This window comes from uncultured Ruegeria sp., from assembly GCF_947497005.1.
In the GTDB taxonomy this organism is placed as follows: domain Bacteria; phylum Pseudomonadota; class Alphaproteobacteria; order Rhodobacterales; family Rhodobacteraceae; genus Ruegeria.
Map to the genome: position 1 here is coordinate 74,938 of NZ_CANMFF010000013.1, position 19,570 is coordinate 94,507.

18 protein-coding genes are annotated in these 19,570 nt (G+C 54.8%); 7 read left to right on the forward strand and 11 right to left on the reverse strand.

What is annotated here, in order from left to right; genetic code table 11:
- The first annotated feature begins 794 nt into the window (after positions 1-794).
- The 3 genes from Q0816_RS17770 to Q0816_RS17780 all read left to right on the forward strand — a co-directional run bounded on the left by Q0816_RS17770 (position 795) and on the right by Q0816_RS17780 (position 4,695).
- A complete protein-coding gene (locus tag Q0816_RS17770) occupies positions 795-2,717 on the forward strand; it encodes a DUF3604 domain-containing protein (RefSeq protein ID WP_298853088.1) in 1,923 nt (640 codons plus the stop codon).
- A gap of 161 nt (positions 2,718-2,878) precedes the next feature.
- Positions 2,879-3,709, forward strand: a complete 831-nt coding sequence (locus tag Q0816_RS17775; protein ID WP_298853090.1) for a peptidylprolyl isomerase — start codon at positions 2,879-2,881, stop codon at positions 3,707-3,709.
- Entirely contained in the window at positions 3,706-4,695 is a 990-nt protein-coding gene (locus Q0816_RS17780; RefSeq protein ID WP_298853092.1) for a HupE/UreJ family protein, read from the forward strand. The genes Q0816_RS17775 and Q0816_RS17780 overlap by 4 nt, the downstream gene beginning before the upstream one ends.
- 227 nt (positions 4,696-4,922) lie before the next feature.
- On the opposite strand, the gene Q0816_RS17785 is transcribed toward Q0816_RS17780, so the two are convergent.
- Genes Q0816_RS17785 through Q0816_RS17805 form a run of 5 tightly spaced genes read right to left on the reverse strand, consistent with a single transcriptional unit; the run spans position 4,923 to position 7,904 of the window.
- Positions 4,923-6,071, reverse strand: coding sequence for an energy transducer TonB (locus Q0816_RS17785; protein WP_298853097.1), 1,149 nt, complete (start codon positions 6,069-6,071; stop codon positions 4,923-4,925).
- Positions 6,068-6,445, reverse strand: a complete 378-nt coding sequence (locus tag Q0816_RS17790) for a biopolymer transporter ExbD (RefSeq protein ID WP_298853099.1) — start codon at positions 6,443-6,445, stop codon at positions 6,068-6,070. The genes Q0816_RS17785 and Q0816_RS17790 overlap by 4 nt, the downstream gene beginning before the upstream one ends.
- Before the next feature lie 4 nt (positions 6,446-6,449).
- Positions 6,450-6,776 carry a biopolymer transporter ExbD gene (locus tag Q0816_RS17795; RefSeq protein WP_298853101.1) on the reverse strand — a complete coding sequence of 109 codons (327 nt, stop codon included), beginning with the start codon at positions 6,774-6,776 and terminating at the stop codon, positions 6,450-6,452.
- Positions 6,777-6,807: 31 nt separating this feature from the next.
- Complete coding sequence (locus Q0816_RS17800) at positions 6,808-7,473, reverse strand: MotA/TolQ/ExbB proton channel family protein (RefSeq protein WP_298853104.1); 666 nt, start codon at positions 7,471-7,473, stop codon at positions 6,808-6,810.
- A complete protein-coding gene (locus Q0816_RS17805; RefSeq protein WP_298853107.1) occupies positions 7,470-7,904 on the reverse strand; it encodes a hypothetical protein in 435 nt (144 codons plus the stop codon). The genes Q0816_RS17800 and Q0816_RS17805 overlap by 4 nt, the downstream gene beginning before the upstream one ends.
- 506 nt (positions 7,905-8,410) lie before the next feature.
- On the opposite strand from Q0816_RS17805, the gene Q0816_RS17810 reads away from it, so the two are divergent.
- Both Q0816_RS17810 and Q0816_RS17815 read left to right on the forward strand, forming a co-directional pair.
- Positions 8,411-9,376, forward strand: a complete 966-nt coding sequence (locus Q0816_RS17810; protein ID WP_298853109.1) for a FecR domain-containing protein — start codon at positions 8,411-8,413, stop codon at positions 9,374-9,376.
- A gap of 33 nt (positions 9,377-9,409) precedes the next feature.
- Positions 9,410-11,641, forward strand: coding sequence for a CHASE2 domain-containing protein (locus Q0816_RS17815; protein ID WP_298853111.1), 2,232 nt, complete (start codon positions 9,410-9,412; stop codon positions 11,639-11,641).
- A gap of 108 nt (positions 11,642-11,749) precedes the next feature.
- Here the strand turns inward: Q0816_RS17815 and Q0816_RS17820 are convergent, their stop codons facing one another.
- The 6 genes from Q0816_RS17820 to Q0816_RS17845 all read right to left on the reverse strand — a co-directional run bounded on the left by Q0816_RS17820 (position 11,750) and on the right by Q0816_RS17845 (position 17,779).
- On the reverse strand, positions 11,750-12,745 hold the full coding sequence (locus Q0816_RS17820) for an ABC transporter ATP-binding protein (protein ID WP_298853114.1): 996 nt from the start codon (positions 12,743-12,745) through the stop codon (positions 11,750-11,752).
- Entirely contained in the window at positions 12,742-13,776 is a 1,035-nt protein-coding gene (locus Q0816_RS17825) for a Gfo/Idh/MocA family oxidoreductase (RefSeq protein WP_298853116.1), read from the reverse strand. Before Q0816_RS17825 ends, Q0816_RS17820 begins: the two co-directional genes overlap by 4 nt.
- Complete coding sequence (locus Q0816_RS17830; RefSeq protein ID WP_298853118.1) at positions 13,773-14,612, reverse strand: carbohydrate ABC transporter permease; 840 nt, start codon at positions 14,610-14,612, stop codon at positions 13,773-13,775. The genes Q0816_RS17825 and Q0816_RS17830 overlap by 4 nt, the downstream gene beginning before the upstream one ends.
- 10 nt (positions 14,613-14,622) lie before the next feature.
- The gene (locus Q0816_RS17835; RefSeq protein WP_298853121.1) at positions 14,623-15,537 is read right to left on the reverse strand and encodes a carbohydrate ABC transporter permease; all 915 of its coding nucleotides are present in this window, start codon (positions 15,535-15,537) and stop codon (positions 14,623-14,625) included.
- A 68-nt stretch (positions 15,538-15,605) separates the two neighbouring features.
- Complete coding sequence (locus tag Q0816_RS17840; protein ID WP_298853123.1) at positions 15,606-16,859, reverse strand: ABC transporter substrate-binding protein; 1,254 nt, start codon at positions 16,857-16,859, stop codon at positions 15,606-15,608.
- Entirely contained in the window at positions 16,856-17,779 is a 924-nt protein-coding gene (locus tag Q0816_RS17845; RefSeq protein ID WP_298853125.1) for an N-acetylmuramic acid 6-phosphate etherase, read from the reverse strand. Before Q0816_RS17845 ends, Q0816_RS17840 begins: the two co-directional genes overlap by 4 nt.
- Positions 17,780-17,938: 159 nt before the next feature.
- On the opposite strand from Q0816_RS17845, the gene Q0816_RS17850 reads away from it, so the two are divergent.
- Positions 17,939-18,826 (forward strand): BadF/BadG/BcrA/BcrD ATPase family protein, encoded by an 888-nt coding sequence (locus Q0816_RS17850; RefSeq protein ID WP_298853127.1) that lies wholly within the window; start codon positions 17,939-17,941, stop codon positions 18,824-18,826.
- On the forward strand, positions 18,813-19,568 hold the full coding sequence (locus Q0816_RS17855) for a GntR family transcriptional regulator (protein WP_298853129.1): 756 nt from the start codon (positions 18,813-18,815) through the stop codon (positions 19,566-19,568). Before Q0816_RS17850 ends, Q0816_RS17855 begins: the two co-directional genes overlap by 14 nt.
- Positions 19,569-19,570 lie beyond the last annotated feature (2 nt).

Genomic DNA, 19,570 nt, shown 5'->3' on the forward strand with positions numbered 1-19,570 from the left:
TCATCCCTAGTGTTTTGACGATAGGATTTAACACCTGAGATCATTTAGTGCCAGATTTGCAAGGCGGCTCGGTCGACGCCATCGGTCTTGCCTGTGCAATGGTTAATGTTCGACCTTGGTTGCAGTAAAGAGGCGGCTTTTGACCTGCGCTTCACCGCGGCCGAGAATGACCGTTCTGGCGACGTTAGTTGCAACGCAGCGTTATTCGTGCTGCTCCCGCGAACGAATGCTGCGTCAGCAATGGCTGCTTGAGCAAAAGTCGGGTCCGTCCCGTTATTGGGATTTCCAAGGTTTGGTTGGAAATGTCCGCTTCGGGCTGCGACCAACTACCTCTTAAAACCGCTCCAAAGGCTGGTGCCGTCCATCGGCGTGACATCCGTTGAACTGGCTCATGCCATGCTTCAAACCGCAATGCATGATTCTCGTTATTCTGTTGTTCTCGAAAATGGGGAAATGCGTATGTTTCTCAGATAAGTCTGCGACTGCGCCTGAGTATAATCTACTCTTTGCTGCGCCTTGAGCTGTTCAGTCTTCAACAAACGCTTTTCAATGTCTGCTTCTGGGAAGCCGCAATGGGATCTATGGGTCCTCGAAGCCGCATCTCTCCGACGCCAGTGTTTCGTTTCAGGTGGGTTTCTTCAGCCGATTTTCCGACTGGAATCCTTGCGACAAGACCGTGAGCTAGGAATTTTTCAAAAAAAGAAATTTGATGTGATATAGAAAAATATGAATGTTCTATTGCCGCGATGTAATTCATCGACACCGCCGAGTAAAAATTGATTTGGGAGGCCACTATGTTTCGGAAATCTGTATGCTTAATCTCATTGGCATTGTCGCCGGCGAGTGTCCTCGCCGACGCGGTTCCTAGCGAACAGGCTGCTGAAGGCTTGTTTTCAGAACAGCCTTATTCTCCGTATGCCAACAGGACCTTCCCTGAACGCCCTCTGTGGGGGGACACGCATCTTCACACAGGACTTTCATTGGACGCAGGCGCCTTTGGCAACACCCTGTTACCAGACGAGGCCTGGCGTTTTGCAAAGGGTGAGCAGGTTATTTCTTCAACAGGCCAATCTGTAAGGCTGGCACGGCCATTGGATTGGATGGTCCTCACCGACCACACTGACCTGATGGGATTTGCCCCAGACCTTCAGGCCGGAAAACCAGGCGTTCTTGCTGATCCAAAAGGTTTGGAATGGTACGAAGGTTACAAAGCAGGTGGTGCCGAGGCCGGGAAAGCCGCGTTCGATATCATTACCAATTTCTCGCAAATGACCCTGCCAGAAACATTGCTTGATTCTTACAGCCCGGGTGCAGACGCATTTTCTTTTACATGGGAACAAATCGTTCTGGCCGCGGAACAGCATAACGACCCCGGCAGTTTTACAGCTTTCATCGGGTTCGAGTGGACCTCTGTACCGAAGGGTTTCAATTTACATCGGAACGTTATGCTGCGTGACGGGCCAATCAGGGCGCTTCAGATGGTGCCTCCGGTGACGCAACCACCCTATGGCGACACGGACCCAAAGGCGCTCTATGCTTGGCTTGAGGAATACCAGGAAAAAACGGGGGGGCGTGCAGTTGCCTTTGCCCATAACGGAAACCTATCGAATGGATGGATGTTTCCAACCGAGGATACCTACCACGGCGGCAAGGTCGACGAGGAATACGTGGCTGCGCGCGCGAAATGGGAGCCCCACTACGAAGTCACTCAGATCAAGGGCGATGGCGAAGCACACCCATTCTTGAGTCCTGAGGATGAGTTTGCGGATTACGAAAACTGGGACGTCGGCAACCTCGACATAACCGAACTTAAAACAGACGATATGCTGGCTGGCGAATATGCCAGAGAAGCATTGAAGCGCGGCCTGATGTTGGAAGAGAAGTTCGGCGTGAATCCATATAAGTTCGGGATGGGCGGTGCAACCGATAGCCATACTTCTTTGGCGACTGCCGAAGAAGACAACTTTTTTGGAAAATCCGTTAGTGTTGAACCCTCTTCCTCACGGGTCAATCATCCTTTCATCGCCAATGATCTTGGTGAGATTCCTGGCGACCTTCTTGTTGCATCGGGATACACTGCGGTTTGGGCCACCGAGAATACGCGCACTGCGATTTTCGATGCGTTCAAGCGACGCGAGACTTATGCAACAACCGGCCCCAGGATCGGACTGCGGTTCTTTGGCGGATGGGATTTCAGTGACTCTGATATCGAAACCAGGTTCCTTGCGGATGTAGGGTATACCAAGGGCGTTCCGATGGGCTCGGACTTGCGACCTCGTAAAGGTGAAGGTGCACCCAAGTTCCTGATTGCCGCTCTGCGCGATCCAGTTGGTGCTAATCTGGATCGCGTTCAGGTGGTGAAAGGTTGGCTCGATTCTGAAGGCGCATTGCAAGAGAAAGTCTACGATGTGGCTTGGTCGGATGACCGCGTTGCCGATCAAAGTGGCAAGATCCCAGCCGTTGGGAATACTGTGGACATAGATACCGCCAGTTGGACCAACACAATTGGAACTGCCGAACTTGTCGCGGTTTGGGCCGATCCGGATTTCGATCCAGATGCGCGGGCATTTTATTATGTGCGCGCCATCGAAATCCCAACCCCGCGTTGGGTGCTGTACGACAAACTGAGGTTTGGTGCGGACCTGCCAGAGGATGCGGTGCTTACGCATCAGGAACGCGCGTATTCCTCTCCAATTTGGTACACGCCTGCAGAGTGACTCTTTCTGCGCGCAGATTTAGAGACCGAGGTGGCGACTCTCTGCCTCGGCACTTTGAACTGACGTGCGAAACGCTCTGAGTTACAGTTTCTTGCAATACTCAGCTGACCGATGCCAGCATCAGTACACATAGCCGGATCGCATTTCACGCAGGAGCCTTCATGCGAGTAGTGAAAGAACCTCTGTTCCATTTCTTCTTGATCGGAGCTGCCATATTCGTTTGGTTCCACATTGTTTCCCCGAAAACCGACGGTGTCGTGGATCCAGAGACGATAGCGATAGGTGAAAGCGATGCCGCGCTGTTAGCTTTACAATTCGAAGCCAGGTGGAAACGCCAGCCAAGCGATGCCGAACTAAAAGCCTTGGTCGATGCATCAATTCGCGAAGAGGTTCTGGTTAGAGAAGCGAGAAAGCTTGGCCTGGATCGCGGAGATAGTGTGATCAGGTCTCGGCTGAGCCAGAAGATGGACTTTCTGACCGAAGCCATCGCCACGTCTATTGTTCCGGAAGACAAAGATCTGGAGGCCTTTCTCCAACAAAACTCGGAACGCTACGCAACACCCAACAAGGTTGCTTTCACTCAGGTTTTTCTTGGTGAAGAGCCAAGTGACGTCGAAATTGAAGGGGCACTGGTCGCCCTGCGCGCGAAACAAGAGAATTCTGACTGGCAGAGCGCAACACTGCTGCCTGCATCGATGCCCTTGACTGCGACAAAGGTAATCGACTCGGTCTTTGGAACTGGGTTCTCCAAAGGTCTTACCAATCTCGAAGAAGGTCAGTGGATGGGGCCGATCCAGTCGGGTTATGGGGTCCATCTGGTTCAGGTGTTGGACGTCGAACCTAGTCAGATACCTCCCTTGCCAGAGATACACAGTGAGGTGCTGCGGGATTGGCGTCGCGCCATGAGCGAAGATCTGGCGCGGGCGCAATATGAGACTCTTGCTGACAATTACCAAATCATAGCGCCAGATCTCGCGGACCAGTCCAAATGAAATCCATACTCTGCTTATTGTATGCTCTGCTGTTCGCGTGGATCGCTGGTGACGCTACAGCGCATGCGCTTGATCCGGGATATCTGGAAGTTCGGCAAATCACTTCCGACACCTGGAGCGTTCATTGGCGAATACCCGATGTGAATGGCAAACCAATGACAATTGACGCTGTGCTACCGGATGGCTGCACGCCGGGGCGCGGCCCCGCCCCAATTTCCGATGGCAGAGCGTGGGTATCTTCCTGGGTAGTCGAGTGCCGCGCGGATATCGCGGGACAACCCATCCAGATTGAAGGTCTGGCGGCCCAAAGGAACGACGTGTTGGTCCGTGTACAGCCCCTGCTGGCTGAGCCATCGACGCTTCGTTTCACCCCGGATTCAGCCGTCCAGAACATACCTATAGAACAGACGACATGGTCTGTTTTTTCCGCGTATTTCCAGTTGGGTTTTGAACACATACTGGAAGGTTGGGATCATCTACTGTTTGTGTTCGCGCTGTTTATTCTGGTCCGTGATCCCTGGAGACTGGTAGGTGCAGTCACAGCCTTCACTCTTGCCCATTCAATAACACTGGCGCTGGCCACGCTCGGTGTTTTGAATGTTCCCGGTCCGCCGGTCGAAGCCGTTATCGCACTTTCTATCGTTTTTCTGGCGATGGAAATCGTAAAGGGCGGCGAAGGTCGGTTCCGGCTTTCAAAACAGAAACCCTGGATCGTTTGTTTCGGGTTTGGGCTTTTGCATGGTCTTGGTTTTGCAGGCGCTTTAGCCGGTATTGGACTACCCTCCAACGATATTCCAGCAGCCTTGCTTGCCTTCAACCTTGGTGTCGAGGCCGGGCAACTGAGTTTTGTCGGGGCTTTGGCTTTTCTGGTAATAGTCTGGAGATCTCTTGCGCTTCCGATCAGTCAAATGGCAACGCTGGTTACCGCATATGGCATCGGTTCGGTGTCAATGTACTGGCTTATAGAACGCATAAGTGGATTTTGAAGCGCCGCAACTCTCTGAGAGTTGAGGTGGCAATGCTTACGCAAGTTTGGCACCAGCACCCAATCGCAGCTTCTACATGCCTTTGTCGAAGGTTTGGGTATTGAGTTCAATGAACAAGAGAAGATCTGTTTCAATCTATGACCAGAAAGCGATTGTAGCTTTGGTATCTGGATTGCGAAAATCCCATGCCCGCCTCGAACTGCGATCTTCCAGCAAGACCCGCCAGATCATCTTATCTGATAGTAGAACGAAAGCTTTCGGCTGACACCTCCAGGCGGGCGTGGGAAAGGTGCAGCAGTACGGACCTGCTCTTTAGCAGCGCGTTCAATGTCGGGTGAGCCAGAACTTTCGACAATATCAACCCAAGCCAAAGTACCGTCGGGGTCGATCTGAAAAAATACGCGCGCGAACCCGCTGGCTGCAACATAGACGATTGGTGCCCGATTTAAATGGACCAGAACCTGACCGGCATAGTTCGTCGTATCAGAATTTCCCGGACCCCGCCCACCAGATCGGGTAGCGCCGCTGCTTTGCCGGAAGACATCTACACCTTGTCTTTGATAGGTCGTGAGAGGTGATTCAATTGTCTGTTCGGGAAATCGCAAGTTCTCGAAACTGCTTGATGGGTCCAATGCTCCGCGTAGGGCAGGTTTTGGACTAAGGCCGCGGAGGCGTGGTCGCAGCGACGAAACCAACGCCTGTTCAGACTCGTCAGATTCTGCATCAGCTGTGGGCAGTTCGGTGTCTTCTTCTAAGGGCTCAAAGATCTCAACAGGTATCACTGGTTCGACTGTTTGAGTGTTAGTCGGGGCAACCGGGGATATCTCGTCCGGTAGGGCAGCAAGCTGTTGCTGCTCATTGAGGACCGGTTTTTCGACAGATGCGGGCTCGACCGTGGTGGCTGCATCGTCAGATGCCTCCACTGGCGTTTCCGCCACAGTTTCCGGCTCGAGGGTTGCCGCCCCTTCAGCCTGAACGGGTTCATCTGCGTCATCCAGGTCCTGTTCCACAGGTTCGACGACAACCTCGTCAGGTGCTTCTGGCTGGACGATTGTCGACTCGCCGGTATCGGGCGCGAAAGTCTGCTGCGGGTTGGGCGATGCGACGCGTGCATCGCTCGTTGGAATTTCGACTTCCTCCGGTTCTACTGTCGACTCCACCGGAGGGCTTTGTGCCTCGGTCGGCTCGGGCTGGACGGGTTCGAACTCGGCGTCGGCAAACTCTTCGAACGTGTTGTTGAGTTCGATTGTGTCAGTGCGGTTTTCACTTGAAGACTGACTGGGCAAGTTTGATACGGTGACGCTCAGGCCCCAGAGATGTGCGAGAACCGAGATCGAAATCGCAAGGATTGCAACGAAAACAGACCGCCTGATCATTCCAGGGCCTGTTCGGTCACCAGGAAAACAGATGGTGCACCCAACCGGCGCAAACTGCTTGTGATCGCCATTAGCCGAGGTGCAGGCGCATTCCTGTCTGGAACGATCCGTACGGGTCCCGATCCATGCGCGGCCATGAAAGCTTCAGCGTCGATTGGCGTGCCACGAAAGCTCAGCGTCCCGTCCCCATGAAGAACAAGTGCGTCTGGAGGTTCCCGGCCTTCAAGATCCGCTGTATTCACCAAATCCAGATTGGGATCCAATGGTGGCGCAATCGTACCTGTGATCAGAAAAAAGATCAGTATCAGGAAGACGACGTTAATCAGCGGAATAGTGGAATCGCGATTTCGACTTGGCCGGATGTAACGGATCATTGCCTTACTCCAACACCTTGACGGTAAGGCCGTCGCGCCCGCGCAATCGAACGAGAAGATCCACGAGACGTTGCGCTGACGTATCAGGATCAAGGCTTACCAGAACCTGACCGGATTGAACCTGATCAGCCAAGTCATCAAGCGTCAGAGATCGACCATTCAGAACGACACGCGTGGCGCCGATTTGCACGAAAAAGCGCTCGGACGGTGCCACTGGGGCTGTTCCGCCTGTGGGTGCACTGCTCAGCTCAATCTCGCTGAAGCGCGAAAAGGTCGAAGACAGCATGAAAAACAGCAAAAGCAGAAAGATCACGTCGATAAGAGGCGTCATCGACATGCGCCGCCGCACAAAAGGCGCGGTGTTACGCATGTTCTGGGGCGGCCGGGGGCTGTGCTGCCCCCGCGGCGCTTTGGATCGAGGGGCCTGGAATCAGAATCGTGCGCAGAGCCTTGTCTGCAAAAACACGTTCGCGCGCGGTTCGGCTCTCGAGCCAGGACAAGACCATTGACGTCGGCATCGCGACAGCCAGACCGACAGCAGTGGTTATCAAAGCCACCCAGATCCCGCCTGCAAGAAGCGATGGATCAACCGATGATCCTGCGGCTTGCAAACTTTGGAAGGCGCTGATCATGCCCAGAACCGTACCAAAAAGACCCAAAAGGGGGGCAAGCTGCGCAACGGTGTCCAGTAAACGAAAACCGCGCTCCAACCCGGCGAGCACCAATCCGGCTTCGGCGTCCAGCCGGTCATCGGCACCCGGAACGTCTGATGCGTCCATCGCCGCGCTAACAATGGGCGCGAGATAACTGTTGCTATCCGCTAATCTGGCAAGTGCAGCGCTGCGGTTTCCAGAATCCCAGGCCGCCAGCGCTTCGGACAGCACCTTGTGTCGACCGACGCCGCAAATGGCAAATTGCCAGAGTTTGTAAATAGTGACAGCCAGTGTCAGAACCGACATGGCGATCAGGATCGCGACGACCGGCCCGCCAAGTGCAAAAATCTCACGAAGTGCGGATAACGGGCTCATCCCAATAGTTCCATTTCTACCCGGCTGCTCGGCGTCAGGGTCTTGCCGCATATGTCGCTTTCGGAACCGCCTACAACGCAGGAGCTTGTGCCATTGATTATGGCTTGCCCGACGGAGTCACATGTTCTGTTTTGCAGATTAAACCGGCGTACACGGGGCCGACCGGCCGGCAAGTCGCGAAAATTGAACAGTGAGAAGTTCAATACACTGCCCTCGGCGTCAATAATGACGGTTTCAAACACTACGCCATCGATCGACTGCCCGGTTTCATTCTTGACCAGAAACGTCAACTTGCACGACCCGGCAACATCCTCAACCGAATTCAGTTCGACAAGTAATCTGGCTTCCGGTTTGTCGCCAGATTGCGCAAACGCGGCGGAGGCCAGACTGCCAAAAAATATGGCTGCTACAATAATGCGACGAAATAGCATGACCGGACTCCGTGTTGCAGCGCTGGATCAACAGGGCAGCGACTGCTAGCTTACCCGTCTGAGTTTCTATCCGAGGTATGTGTCACTTAAAAGAGCCGCGATGGGTGGCGAAGTAAAAGGATCGTCAGCGCGCGTTGATGTGAATACCCTCAAGATAAGACATACGACGCGAAACAGGTTTTTCAACTCTGCGCGGTATCACTCATCACACCCGCAAAACGAGGCGGATATTTGCACGTTGTGTTTGATGGATCGCCACCTTTCAGAGCGGCGTGAAACGCGGCAACAAGCGCAAAAAAGCACCTGATCACTTTTTCATTCAAACGCCTCAAAACTCCTGCCGGCACGAACCTTTCACTTAAAACTTGCTAAGCGTGCTAAAACTAATGCATATTTGTCCATATTTTTAGCGAATTAAAACAACAATAAACATGCTTTTGAGGGGCAAACATCGAGCACAGTGCGACTTGCACGTATCAGGACCCATTGGGGGAAGGGGCTCGGGTTTGTCTTTGTTAAAGATTGTGTTGGTTCTTTGCGTTGTTGTGATCATACCGTCGCAAACGATTGCTAATATTGGAAAAGTTATCAGCGCCAAGCAGGGCGCTCAACTCATTCGTGCGGGAAAAGCACAGCCGGTATATTCAGGGATGGAGGTCGCGTCGGGGGACGCGATTGCCACGGATGGGACTGGTGTGATCCAAATCGTCTTTGTGGACGAGACCAAGATCGCGATCGGCCCCAACGCGCGCATGGTGCTGGATGTGACCATGCTGCGTGGCAATCGCAAAGCCAAAAGCTTTGCTGTCCAGGCCCTGGGTGGCAGTTTTCGGTTCATCTCGGGAAAGAGCCGAAAGAGGGCTTATTCGATCAAGACACCATCAGCGACGATGGCCGTTCGCGGTACGACTTTCGACATGTGGGTCGTATCGGACAAGCAGAGCGCGATGCTTGTTCTGCAGGGAACGGTCCGTATGTGTGGAACTCAGGGTTCCTGCAGGTCTTCCGGACGCCAGTGCAGCATGTACGCCACTGGCGGAAACGGAACAGTCGGACGGCCAGCCGATCAGGCACAATACGACCAAGCGCTGAAAAACGGGTTTCCATTTATTCAGTCTCAGGAGGGCCTGTTGCCGCCCTTGCAGGTAAGAGTTGAAGGCTGTTCCGGGGAAGCCGCACCTGTACGGCGCGTCAAACCAGACAGGTCAGAACCCCGGTCATCTCCTCCTCAGCGGCAAGAAGCAACGGGCACGGCGAGCTCGGGACCTCCTTCAGGTCCTTCGCCTTCGGGAGAAAGTGAACCGGAAAGGGAAGAGCCAGAGCAAGAAGAGCCCGACCGGGAAGAACCGGAGCGCGAGGAGCCTGATGACGAGGAGCCCGAGCGGGAAGAACCAGAGCAAGAGGAACCCGAACGCGAAGAACCAGAGCGGGAAGAACCGGAAAAGGAAACGTTCGGGGACCGCTTTGGATGAAGTTGACCTTGTCCTTCTGTCCCGGAGGAAGGTGTGAAAGAAAAGACACGTAAAACCAAGAACGGGCGATGGGCCTTCCGTCTGGTGGGGCTGGGCCTGGTCCTTTTGGGTTGTTTCATCCGTGTCTTGGATCCGTATCCCGTTAGAATGAGCCGTCTGATCTATTTCGACGTTTTGCAAAGGTTGTCTCCCAGAGAGTTCAATCCCGAACTCCCCGTTCGCGTCGTAGACATCGATGAAGCCTCGTTGGCCAATTTGGGGCAATGGCCCTGGCCGCGAACTGTGGTGGCGCAAATGGTTCAGAACCTGGGTGAATACGGTGCCGCGGCCATCGCATTCGATATGCTATTCGCCGAGCCTGACCGGTATTCGCCATCACGCCTTCTGAACGATCCGAGTCTGGAGGGAGTTCTGACAGTGGAAAACCATGCCAGAAAACTGGACAATGATGTGTTGCTTGCGACGGAAATTGCCTACTGGCCCGTAGTTCTTGGCGTGGCCGCGCGTTTGTCGGAGGAAGGCGAGCATATCGCCAGCAAAGCGGGCATTGTTGAGTTTGGTGAATCTCCCTCAGCAGGTTTGATCTCTGTTCCATATTGGACGCCAATCGCATCACCGTTGGATCGAACTGCAGCGGGTATCGGCGGGGTCAATGTCTCTCCCATCGGAGGGACTGGTATCGTCCGTCGCGCGCCGGTTCTTTGGAATGGGCCGGAGGGGCCGATGCCAAGCCTGTCCATTGAGGCCCTCAGGATCGCCTTGGGAGAAACCAATATTATTGCCGAGGGTGCGTCGGACGAAGCGGGCATCTTGCTGGCAGTTGAGGTCGGGGGATACCGGTTGCCAACGACAGAGAATGGTGAGCTTTGGCTGAAATACCGGCGGGACACGCCCGATCTGTATATTTCTGCCAACGAGGTCATGACCGGCTCGGCGGACCCAGATCTGCGGGCAGAAATTGAAGGCCGGATTATTCTGATAGGAACCTCAGCAGCAGGTTTGTTCGATATTCATCAAACGGCCCTTGGTGAAAGCGTTCCTGGTGTTTCAATTCATGCGCAGATGATTGAACAGGTCCTGACCAATGAAATGCTCAGTCGTTCTGATGTGACAGCGGCGCAGGAGTTGCTTGCCTTTGCCTTTCTTGGGCTTGTCGTGATTGCTGTCATGTCCAGCTTTGGGGCCGTGGCTTCCTTTTTCGCCGGAGGTATCGCGGCGGCCGCAGTTCTTATTATCAGTTGGCTGGTATTCCAGAACCAATCCGTATTGTTCGATGCCACGTTCCCTCTTATCGGCGGCATGGCAAATTTCGGTCTGCTGGCGGGTTATCTTTTCGTATCGTCCGAGCGTGAAAAGCGCGAGATCCGAAAGGTTTTTTCCCACTACGTGGCACCGGAAATCCTGGATGAAATGGAAAATTCGGGCCACCAGTTGCAATTGGGTGGAGAGACCCAGGAAATAACTGTGATGTTTGCAGATATCCGAGGATTTACGTCTCTGTCCGAGTCCGTGTCGGCCACAGAGCTTGTTTCCTTGTTGAACGCGCTTTTTTCCAAGATCGGGGATCAAATACTGGTTGAAAGGGGGACGATCGACAAGTTTATTGGTGACGCAATCATGGCCTTCTGGAACGCACCTTTGCCCGTTGAAGACCATCCATGCCGCGCGGCGCTTGCGGCGCTCAGGATGCGGCATGCTTTGGCAGAATTCAACGCATCAGACATTATGCTGAACCGTCAGCCCATCGCGCTGGCAACAGGGATTGCCACGGGTCAGGCTTGCGTCGGTAACATCGGTTCGCAGAAACGGTTCAACTATACAGTTATCGGCGATGTCGTGAATGTCTCGGCGCGGATCGAACAATGCTGTCGAACGGTTGACTATGACATTGTCGTCTCAAACGGAGTCCATCAATCCGGGCAAGATGACCTGGCTCTTTTAGAGGCCGGCTTTGTCGACCTGAAAGGTAAAGCCAACCCGGAACCCGTTTTTGTTCTTGTGGGAGATCATTCCTTACTCAAAAGTGTGGCCTTTCAGGAACTCGTTGCTCGACATAGTGAGTTGATTTCGGCGATGGCAACTCGACAATCTCAGAGCAGCATCGAGCATTTGTGTCAGCGCTGCCAAAATGTGGTCGAGGATGTCGAGCCGGGATTACGCCAGTTTTATCGCGCTCTGCCTGGTCGCGCGGCTGATTTCAGATCAGATATACCGTCCGAACAATTCATGTTCACCAGACACAATCGAATGATGGGATCTGAATAGGCGGTGCTTCGACTCTGAATATGACATGTCTCTCTGAAATCCCTTGATTTAGAGTTAGGCTGTTTTCCAATTCAAGGACGGGCAAACGAAGACGGGGTTCACCTGTTGTTACTCCAGACGCGTCCCTTGGGGATCGAAGCGATAGAGTCTGCTTGGTGAATATCCAAACCGGATGGCCTGACCTGCATCCACCTGATGCTGACCGAACAGGCGCGCGGTGATCTGGTGATCCTGCATCATGGCAATCACATTGGTGTCGCCGCCCAAATGCTCGACATGGGTGACGTTTGCGGTAACCGGGCCGTCATCAGACAGAAACAGATCCTCGGGGCGGATGCCGGTGGTAATGTTTGCGCCTTCGCCAATCATACTGGCGGGAAAGAAATTCATCGACGGCGCACCGAGGAAGCCAGCCACAAACTGGTTGGCGGGATTGTTATAAAGGTCCATCGGACTGCCGACTTGCTCCACGCGCCCGTCGCGCAGCACCACGATTTTGTCAGCAAGCGTCATAGCCTCGGTTTGGTCATGGGTGACGTAGATCATCGAAGCATCGAGCTGTTGATGCAGGTTAGCTATCTCAAGCCGAGTGTTCATACGCAGGGCCGCATCCAGGTTAGACAAGGGTTCGTCGAACAGAAAAAGTTTTGGTTCGCGTACGATGGCGCGACCGATGGCAACGCGCTGGCGCTGACCGCCTGACAGCTCGGAAGGAAAGCGGTCAATATAGGGCTCAAGGTTCAGCATCTTGCTGGCTTTGGCAACACGCTCTTGGATGACCTGCTTGCTCTGGCCCTCCTGTTTCAGAGCCAGTGACATGTTCTTGCGCACGTTTAGATGGGGATAGAGAGCGTAGCTCTGGAACACCATCGCGATACCGCGTTTGGAGGGTGGTGTGAGGTTCATCAGCTCTCCGCCAATACGTACCTCACCTGAAGTCACATCCTCCAGCCCCGCGATCACGCGCAGAAGGGTGGATTTGCCGCAACCCGAGGGGCCGACGAAGACGACGAACTCACCTTCGTCAACTTCGATGTTGATATCCTTGAGAACCTCAACGGTGCCGAAGGATTTGTTCACGTTCGTAAGCGTCAGGGCGGTCATGTGCGAGCCTCGTTCAGCGAAATGGGATGGCCGGTGCGGATACTCTCGTCAGCAGCCAGACAGATGGCGAGCGATTGCACGGCGTCGTTCATATGGCGGGTCAAATCGATATCCTCGGCGATGGCGCGCAGCATGTAGGCCTGTTCGGCGTCACAGAGTTCCTGATGGCCAGGTTCATCGGGCATGTCGATCTGCTGATCACCATCAAGGCGATGGACCAGAAGGCCGCCGACCTTGGTGTGCCCATCGATATCCGCTGACGCGCCTTTGTTGCCGTCTGTGATTGAGACCGAACCGTTGGGCGACACGACGTCTTTCACGAAGAACGCTGTCTCGGACATCATCGGACCCCAACCCGCCTCGTACCAGCCGACCGAGCCGTCCTCGAAGATCACCTGAAACTGGCCGTAGTTATACATATCTTCGGCGATCTCATCGCTCAGACGCAGGCCCATGCCGTGCACGCGCACAGGGTCCGAGTCCGCGATCTGGCACATTACGTCGACATAGTGCACACCGCAATCGACGATCGGGGACGTCGTCTGCATCAAGGCCTTGTGCGTCTTCCACTCAGCTCCGCTGCTTTGCTGGTTCAGGTTCAGACGGAAGACATACGGCCCACCGAGGTCGCGCGCTTCAGAAATCAGTCGCATCCACGAGGGATGGTGGCGCAGAATGTACCCGATCACCAGTTTGCGGTTTGTCTCGACTGCCTTTGCCACCACGCGTTTGGCGTCTGCCACAGTCGTAGCGAGTGGTTTTTCGACGAACACATGCGCGCCTGCTTCCATCGCGGCGCATGCAAAGTCGGCGTGGCTGTCGGAATAGGTTGCGACGACCACCATATCCGGGTTCGTCTCTGCCAATGCAGCCTGAAAATCCGAATAGGCCGGGTAGCCCGACAGATCAGGATGATCCACGTGACCGGACCGGTTGACCAGCCCTGCAATCTGCGCGTCCGGGTGGTGGTGGTGGGCCAGTGCATGGCTCAAGCCCATATTGCCAAGCCCAGCGATCAGAACACGGGTCATTTGACTGCTCCTGACGTGATGCCGCGAATCAATTGACGCGAGAAGATGACGTAGAGCACCAACACCGGCAGGATCGCCATGCTGAGCGCCGACAGTACCGCGTTCCAGTCGGTCACGAACTGACCGATGAAGACCTGACTGCCCAGCGTCAGGGTCTTGGTTTCCTCAGCCGGGGCGAGGATCAGTGGGAACCAGAGGTCGTTCCAGATCGGGATCATGTTGAATACGGCAACCGTCGCCATGGCAGGGCGGACAAGGGGCAGGACCAGCCGGAAGAAGATCGTGTATTCCGACAATCCGTCGACACGGCCCGCGTTTTTCAGATCGTCCGAGACCTGCCGCATGAATTCAGACAAGATGAACACAGCCAATGGTAACCCTTGTGCCGTGTAGACGAAGATCAAGGCCCAGAGCGTGTTCACCAGACCAGTGGCGACCATCATTTCCAGAATCGCGACCGTGCCGATGCGGATCGGGATCATGATACCAAGCGCCAGATAGAGGCCCATCAAAGTGTTGCCCTTGAACTTGTATTCACTCAACGCATAAGCGGCCATGGCACCGAAAAGCAGGACGAACGCCAGCGAAACTACGGTGACAATCAGTGAGTTCTGGAAATAGAGGAAAAAGTCCCCCTGCTTCATCACCGTTTGGTAACCGATCAGAGAAAAGCTCTCGGCGTCGGGTAAAGCGAGCGGTTCGCGAAAGATAGCGCGGCGTGTCTTGAAGCTGTTGATGATGATCACGAAGACCGGGAACAGCGCGATCAGCGTATAGAGTATCAGCGCCCCGTGCATGGCGGCGGTGTTCAACGGGTTTGAGCGAGCTTTGTTCATCGTCAGACCCTCACATCTGATACCGGCGCATCCGGGTTTGGATGCCGAAGAGGTAGATGCAGACACCTACAAGGATGATGGCGAACATGGCACCAGCGATGGCGGACCCCATGTGCGGGTCGCCCAGTTGCAACTGGAAACCGAAGAAAGTGCGATACATGAAGGTGCCGAGGATATCAGTTGAGAAGTCCGGGCCTGCAAGTGCACCCTGAGACACGTAAATCAGGTCGAACGCATTGAAATTACCCACGAATGTCAGAATCGATATGATCCCGATCGACGGCAGGATCAGAGGCAGTTTGATCTTCCAGAAGGCGGAAGCCCCGGTGATCCCGTCGATCTCTCCGGCCTCAAGGATTTCCTCGGGGATTGAAAGCAGGGCGGCATAGATCAGCATCATCGGGATGCCAACGAATTGCCAGACCGAAACAAGTGCCAGTGTGGTCAGTGCGTATTCTTCCTTTCCCAGCCACGGCGCGAACAGCGACTTCAGGCCAACCGCATCCAGCATCGAAGGTGCAATCCCCCAAAGTGGAGACAGGATCAGTTTCCAGGCAAAGCCCACGATCACAAAGCTCAGGATCGTTGGGATGAAAATCGCCGACCGATAAAGCGCGGCAAAGCGCAGCCTGGGATGTGACAAGATCGCGGCCAGAGCAACGCCGATTGGATTTTGCACCAGCATATGGACCAGGAAGAACCAGAAGTTGTTGCCCAAGGCATTCCAGAATTGCTCAGACCAGATCGGATCGAAGAACAGGGTGCGGAAATTCTGCAAACCCACATAGATGCGGTTTTGATCGACCTCGGTGAATAGCGCGAGACGCAGCGTGTTGAACAAGGGGAAGATCATCACTGCCGTGTAGACCAGCACCGCAGGGGCGAGGAAAACGGCAATGTGCCAGCGTATGCGGCGGGTTTGCATGGGAATCTCCGGGGATAAAGTGCCGGACGCGACGCAAGGCGCGTCCGGAAGTGTTCAAGTATCAGGCTTTACTGATGCGGGGCGTACCAGCTGGCCAGACCGTTCTGCAGCTCCTGGCCCAAATCCTCTGGGGCCTCGGTGCCCTTAATGGCTGCAACCGACGCACCCCAAGTCTCGTTTTCGAGATTTGGCGTGCCGCGTGACAGGATCTGATAGGTCGATCGGATCGTGCTTTCGCACTCATCCCGCCAACCGACGATTTCCTTGGCCAGCGGATCTTCCAGCTCGACCGGCGTGTTGGAGAGAGGGAAGAACCCGGGAACAGCGTTGCCAAAGATGCTGGCGAATTCCGGGCTGGCGACCCAGGCCAGGAAGGTTCGGGCGGCCTCTTGGTTTTCACTGGCCGCGTTCAGACCGATTCCAATGTCAGTGTGGTCCGAGATATAGCAAGTATCACCGGCATTCTGGACCGGCGGCTTAAAGGCACCCATCTCAAAATCGGCCTGTGTATTGAAGCCGGCGATCTCCCAGCTGCCTGCCGGGTAAATTGCGGCGCGGCCCAATGTGAAAAGGTTCTGGCTGTCAGGATAAGTCTGCGCCTCATATCCGTCACCCAAGTAGTCGGCCCATTTCGCCAAAGTGGCATAAGGCGCAACCCACTGAGGGTCGGTCAGTTTCTGCTCGCCCTTTATCAGAGCCTGACGGCCTTCTTCACCCTTCCAGTAGTTCGGGCCGATGTTGTTGTAGCCCATAGTCGCGGCTTCCCATTGGTCATTGGTGCCCATCGCCATGGGGATATAGGTGCCGTCTTCCTTAATCTTGTCCAGTGCGGCGAAGAACTCGGCCTCGGTGGCGGGAACCTCGATGCCCAACTCATTGAACGCGTCCTTGTTGTAGATGAAGCCGTGGATCACCGACGCCATCGGAACACAGAAGCTGGCAGATGAATCGTCGGTCTGCCATGCGGATTTGGCAACATCCGAGAAGTTACTCATTGCATCCAAATCGGTCAGGTCGGTCAGATGGCCAGCCTCGAAAAGCGCCAGCGAGGCATCAAACGGGCGGCAGGTGATCAGATCACCGGCTGATCCTGCTTCAAGTTTAGAGTTCAGGACGGCATTGTATTCCGCGGGAGCCGACGGAGAAAAAACAACCTTGATACCGGGATTTGCCGCCTCGAAGGCCGGGATGATCTTGTCCTGCCAGAGGGCGAGGTCATCGTTGCGCCAGCTTTCAATTGTCAGGGTGGCGTCTTGTGCATATGCACCACTTGCGACCAACGCCGTGCTCATCAGGGCAAGGCTCAGGACATTGCGTTTCATTCGTTTTCTCCCAGGTTGATAGTTTCGTTGTTTTGTTTCAGCCGGTTCATCGCAGGGCGCAGATGATCACTCGTTTCATTCAGTAGCGCTTGCGCGTCACTTGCTGACTTGGCACCTGCGGCGACAAGCGCTGCGCATTTGAGGTTACCGTTCGCAGCCTTCAATGCACCATCTGCATGCTCAGGTGTCACACCGGTCAGTTGGCAAACAATTCCGTTGGCGCGCGCGCGTAGCTTGTCGTTATCTGCCCGCAGATTGATCATCATGCCATCCTGAATATGGCCAAGCTCTACTGCCATCAGCGTCGACAACATGTTGAGAGCAATTTTCTGGGCGGTGCCTGCGCCCATCCGGGTTGAGCCCGAAATCAATTCAGGAGGAGTGGACAGCAGCACGGCATGATCCGCTAGCTGCAACAATTGCGAATCCGCGTTGTTTGCTATTCCAATAACAGGCGTTCCTTTGCTGCGGGCCAATTTCGCGGCGGCAACAGTATAGGGTGTGGTGCCGCTGGCAGAGACTGCGATGAGCGTATCGGTTGTGAGCATATCCGCCAATTCCTGCGCAAGGCCATCAATTGCGTCCTCTACATCGCCAGGCATTTCTGCAGTGGTCGGCAATCCGCCCGCCATATGAATGCGGATCTGTTCTGAGGAAATAGAGAATGTCCCGCCAAGCTCCAATGCGTCGGATGCAGCCATGAGCCCGGAAGACCCGGCCGCAAGGTATCGAAGCTTGCCGCCTGTCCGGATCGTGTTGGCCATAGCGGTCGCTCCGCTGCAGATTGGCGCAAGAGCGCCAAACGCAGCCCTTGCTGCTGACGCCTGTGACTGTGCCAGCAGGTTCGCTACTTCTGTCAGCGGGCGGGTATCGAGCCCGATCGCTTCTTGATGCAGTTGTTCTGTCGCTGGCGTGATCACGTGATTCTCCCCCAAGAGCTTTCGATATCATACCTTTTAAATACCATTAGTCTACCATTTATTTTTTCGCCCTATTTTTCGAGATATTGACGCGGAAATCTGCGATTTGGTTATATTTAGGACTTCTAAATTCGGAAAAGGTATTATAAAGGTCTCTACATGGTTAAGTCATCAAAACCTCTGATTCTGGCTGCCGATGGGGGAGGAACGCGTTGCCGCGTTGCCGTTTATGTTGGCAGCGGAACACATAGGGTCGAGGTTGGCGCGGCAAACGTGTCTACTGATTTCGAGGCTGCTTGCATCGAATTGCAACGCGGCCTGGAAGCTCTTGCTTCTCAGTCGGGTATTTCTGCGGGCGAGCTAGCGCAAACGCCCGCTTATCTGGGCTTGGCCGGGATCACGGGCGACGCGATTGCCAAAAAGCTCGCGGCGGCCTTGCCGTTTCAACATGTTCGGATCGAAGATGATCGGGCGGCAGCGTTGCGCGGTGCATTAGGGCCACAGGACGGGTTTGTCGCTCACTGCGGCACCGGGTCTTTTGTTGCGATGCAAAAGGGCGGATTGATACGGCTTGCCGGTGGCTGGGGCCCGGTTCTCGGCGATCAGGCATCTGCGCAATGGGTTGGCAAGCGTGCGCTGTCCAAAGCGCTGGAGTTCACGGATGACGTGACCGAACCTTCGCAATTGGCGCAAGATCTGTTGTCCCGATATGGCGGCGCCGCCGGAGTTGTACGATCGGCCGCTGAGATGACTCCTTCTGAATTTGGAACCCTCGCTCCGCTGGTTACCAGGTTTTCCGGTCGCGGTGATAAACTGGCCATGACCATTCTGCAGAATGGCGCAGACTATCTTGCTGACATGATGAAAAAAATGGGGTGGGGAGCTGAATTGCCGATTTGTCTGACAGGGGGAATTGGGCCCCTTTACGCACCGTATCTGCCTTTGGACATGCAATCTGTTTTGGTCCAGCCTGCAGGCGATCCACTGTCCGGCGCACTTGCATTGGCACAAGCTTTTCGGGAGGAAGTCGAACATGAACGTAACTGATTTCCTGCGACCTGAAGGATGGTTAGGGCAAAACTCAGGGCCACGGTACGTGCAGCTTCGTCAGCGCCTTGAACAAGGGATCGAGGACGGTATCCTCGCGCCCAACAGTTCGCTGCCTCCCGAGAGAGAAATCGCTGAATTAACCGACCTGTCGCGCGTGACCGTGCGCAAGGCCATTCAGGAATTGGTGCGCAAGGGCGCGATCGAGCAGAGGCAGGGCTCTGGTTCTTTTGTTCGGGAGCCTGTGGCGAAAGTCGAACAGTCGTTATCCCACCTTACTTCGTTCACCGAAGATATGGAGCGGCGTGGCCTCAATACGACCTCTACATGGTTGGAGCGTGGAATTTTTCTGCCATCGCCGGAGGAAATGATGGCATTGGGATTGTCGGCTAACGAACAGGTCGCCCGAATCCACCGCTTGCGTCAGGCCGGAGGTCGCCCTATGGCATTGGAAAGGGCCGCTCTGCCGCTCGATATCCTGCCTAACCCGACGGAAGTTACAGGTTCGCTTTATTCTGTTCTCGAACAAACCGGTTTCAGACCTGTGCGTGCGATCCAGAAAATTTCGGCCATCAACCTAGAAGCACCTGAAGCGGAGCTTCTGGATGTTGCCGAAGGTACGGCCGGGCTTCGGATTCAACGCACATCTTATCTGGAAAGCGGGCGGGTCGCTGAATTGACCCGGTCAATCTATCGCGGCGATGCCTACGATTTTGTGGCTGAGCTGCGTCTGTCAAATTGAAA